Genomic DNA, 2765 nt, shown 5'->3' with positions numbered 1-2765 from the left:
AAAAGAATCCGAAGCAAGAATTTAAGCGTGAGTCATTTCAGTTATTTACTGAAATGTTAGACAACTTGAAATATGACGTTGTTGGCATTTTGTCTAAAGTACAAATTCGCGCTGAGTCAGATGTTGAAGCAGTTGAAGAGCAGCATAGAAAGGCTGAAGAAGTACCAATGGACTTCCAACATCAATCTGCATCAAGCCCAAGTCAACAAGAACAAATGCCTCGTGTAGGTCTAAATGAGCCTTGCACATGTAACTCAGGTAAGAAATATAAACAATGTCATGGCAAGTTAGCTTAATTAACTAGCCTTAATATTAATCAATGCCAGTCACATGACTACATGTTGCCGTGGGTGTTATTACCCGAAGTGGTAAGGAAGAGGGAACTCAGTATTTCTTAACTAAACGCTTAGTGCAGGCTCATCAAGGTGGTAAATGGGAGTTTCCTGGTGGTAAGGTGGAAAAAGACGAAACTGTCGCCCAAGCACTTGCTAGAGAGCTTCAAGAGGAAGTGGCAATTGATGTTTTATCCTGTCAGCCATTAATTAAGGTTGAGCATACCTATCTAGGTAAAAAGGGAAGTAAAGGTGGCGGCGGAGCAGCAGATAAAACCGTTTGTTTGGATGTGTTTGTCGTGGATAACTTTACTGGCGAGCCAAGTGCACAGGAAGGTCAAGGACAAGGCTGGTTTTCACTCGCAGAGTTACAGTTACTTGAATTTCCAGCTGCTAATAAAGCAATTATTAGCGAGCTTACCTCTTCAAATAGTTAACAAGCTCCAGAGCAATTGCCGATCTATTCAGGCTCGACAAAAAAATTATTATTTTGTAAAAATTCATCTTCCATGGCATCGAGCATTTCTTCAGTTATGGCTGAGTCAGCATGTATAGGTTGGCTAATTTTATTGCTTTCATCGGCCCACTCACCTAAATCAAGCAGTTTACATCGTTCACTACAGAAGGGTCTAAACTCACTACTTGCTTGCCATACAACCGCTTTTTGGCATTGAGGGCAAGGAACTTTTAAGGTCATGGTGTAATATCATTTTAAAAACTATAAGTAATGTTAATTATACACTAAAGCTTAATAGATTGAATCAACAGCACAGGACATAAAAAGTATTCGCTGTATCAATAGTGATAAACTAGCAGCGGGCTAGTTGAAATTCTGTCGCTTGATTGGCGTATCTACGGCCTGTGTGTTGGCAGGGCAGCATAAAACGAATGGAGTAGCGGAACTTATTGCCACTAATGGTTGGATAATATTCAGCATCTTGCGCTAACTTTATCCGCAATAACAAAAGTCCTTCACCATTATCTTGATAAAAGCCACTATCAACTTCAATCGATTCAAATTCAGCGCGTTGGCGGATAAATTTCAGTATTAGGGCCAGAGCCGATGAAATATCACTTAATAACTTAAGCCATTGCTGAACTTCTAGTGTTGTTTTTGTTTCATCTTGGTGCAGCCAAAAATGTAACTGCGGTAAATCAAAACTAGAACTGCCACCCTGAATGGCAAAACGTTGCCTTAAGCAAGCGAGCAGTTTATCTTCTTTTAATTGCCACCAAGTGGGGCGAGGACTTCTGAGGTGGCTAACCAACTTAACCGTTTCTGCTAAATTTTTTTCTAGAGCACTGGTGTCTACATCTGGAGCTTTTGACCAAATAACTAAATTTTGCTCAAGCTTCTCTAAATCTTTAATTAAATCTCCGCGGATGTCATTTCGCTCTAAAGTATCGACAATTGCAAACAATGCATTGAAAAATACTTGGTGGCTGGTTGCTATAGTGAGCTCGTTACTAATACATGAGTAGGCCTGAGCGAAGAGTTGCTCAAGTTTTAGGTAGTTTCGAATCCGCTCATTGAGCGGGTGTTCATATAAGACGGTAGACATACAAAGTTTTGTAACCAATTAACCTGAAATTGAAAATAAAGCACGAATTATTTCATTGTCGATTTTTAAAGCATTGTTGTCAAGGCTAAATACTTTATATCAAGTGATACCACGATTCGTTTGATCTCTGCTAAGGTCACTTTGTCGTTATTAATTACATCATTAGCTACTGCAAGTCTTTCACTGCGGCTAGTCTGACTCGCTAAAATTGCCTTCACCTCTTTTAAGGAGCTGCTATCTCTATGCATGGTCCGTTCTAGCTGAGTCTCTTCACTGACATCAATGACTAACACTCGGTTAACAAGGTGTAATAAATTATTTTCAATCAGCAAAGGCGCAACTAAAATACAATATGGGCTCTTTGCTGCTGCAGTTTTACTTATTAGCTGGGTTCGTATTAAAGGGTGCAATAGCTTATTCAACCAGAGTTTATCTAACTCATTGGCAAAGATCTTACTGCGCAATAGCCCTCGATTAAGTTGACCATCTGCTTGTATATAGTCGTCACCAAAATGCTCTGCAATGGCTTTTAATGCGGGACTATCAATGGCAACAACTTCTCTGGCAATGATATCAGCATCGATAACCTCAATGCCTAATTCTTGAAAATAATGTGTAACAGTGGATTTACCACTGCCAATACCGCCGGTAAGACCGATAACTAGCTTAGACATGATGAAATTGCTCAGACAAAGAATATAAACTTATTAATTATACCAATTTCATTAAATTATTGCCCACTTGTACTGGTTAAAATACGTCATGTCGGCGTTGCTCTCAATCCCAATAGGGAGTATTGCTCAATCGAGCGCCTTGCCCTGATTTATTTTTCCTATGCACAACAAGATCACAAACTTAATGAAAATGGTAT

General features: G+C 39.3%; 5 protein-coding genes. 2 read left to right on the top strand and 3 right to left on the bottom strand.

Annotated features, from left to right (window positions below):
* Together HRT50_RS18525 and HRT50_RS18520 are read left to right on the top strand one after the other, a co-directional pair.
* A partial coding sequence (locus tag HRT50_RS18525; RefSeq protein WP_291617262.1) for an SEC-C metal-binding domain-containing protein occupies positions 1–296 on the top strand: 296 nt, incomplete at its 5' end.
* 50 nt (positions 297–346) lie between these two features.
* Complete coding sequence (locus HRT50_RS18520; RefSeq protein ID WP_291617260.1) at positions 347–769, top strand: (deoxy)nucleoside triphosphate pyrophosphohydrolase; 423 nt, start codon at positions 347–349, stop codon at positions 767–769.
* 23 nt (positions 770–792) lie between these two features.
* On the opposite strand, the gene yacG is transcribed toward HRT50_RS18520, so the two are convergent.
* From yacG to coaE, 3 genes are all read right to left on the bottom strand, one after another.
* Positions 793–1029, bottom strand: coding sequence for a DNA gyrase inhibitor YacG (gene yacG, locus HRT50_RS18515; RefSeq protein ID WP_291617258.1), 237 nt, complete (start codon positions 1027–1029; stop codon positions 793–795).
* A gap of 112 nt (positions 1030–1141) precedes the next feature.
* A complete protein-coding gene (gene zapD / locus HRT50_RS18510) occupies positions 1142–1894 on the bottom strand; it encodes a cell division protein ZapD (RefSeq protein ID WP_291617256.1) in 753 nt (250 codons plus the stop codon).
* 65 nt (positions 1895–1959) lie between these two features.
* Positions 1960–2568: a dephospho-CoA kinase gene (coaE, locus tag HRT50_RS18505; RefSeq protein ID WP_291617254.1), complete on the bottom strand. Its 609-nt coding sequence runs from the start codon at positions 2566–2568 to the stop codon at positions 1960–1962.
* Between the last annotated feature and the right edge of the window lie 197 nt (positions 2569–2765).

Source organism: Colwellia sp., assembly GCF_013215345.1.
Lineage (GTDB): Bacteria > Pseudomonadota > Gammaproteobacteria > Enterobacterales > Alteromonadaceae > Colwellia.
This window is presented reverse-complemented; position numbering and strand designations above follow the sequence as displayed.

What these genes read in the sequence shown, in the direction of transcription:
- yacG (WP_291617258.1), bottom strand. Translation starts at nt 1,029, where the DNA reads ATGACCTTAAAAGTTCCTTGCCCTCAATGCCAAAAAGCGGTTGTATGG.
- zapD (WP_291617256.1), bottom strand. Translation starts at nt 1,894, where the DNA reads ATGTCTACCGTCTTATATGAACACCCGCTCAATGAGCGGATTCGAAAC.
- coaE (WP_291617254.1), bottom strand. Translation starts at nt 2,568, where the DNA reads ATGTCTAAGCTAGTTATCGGTCTTACCGGCGGTATTGGCAGTGGTAAA.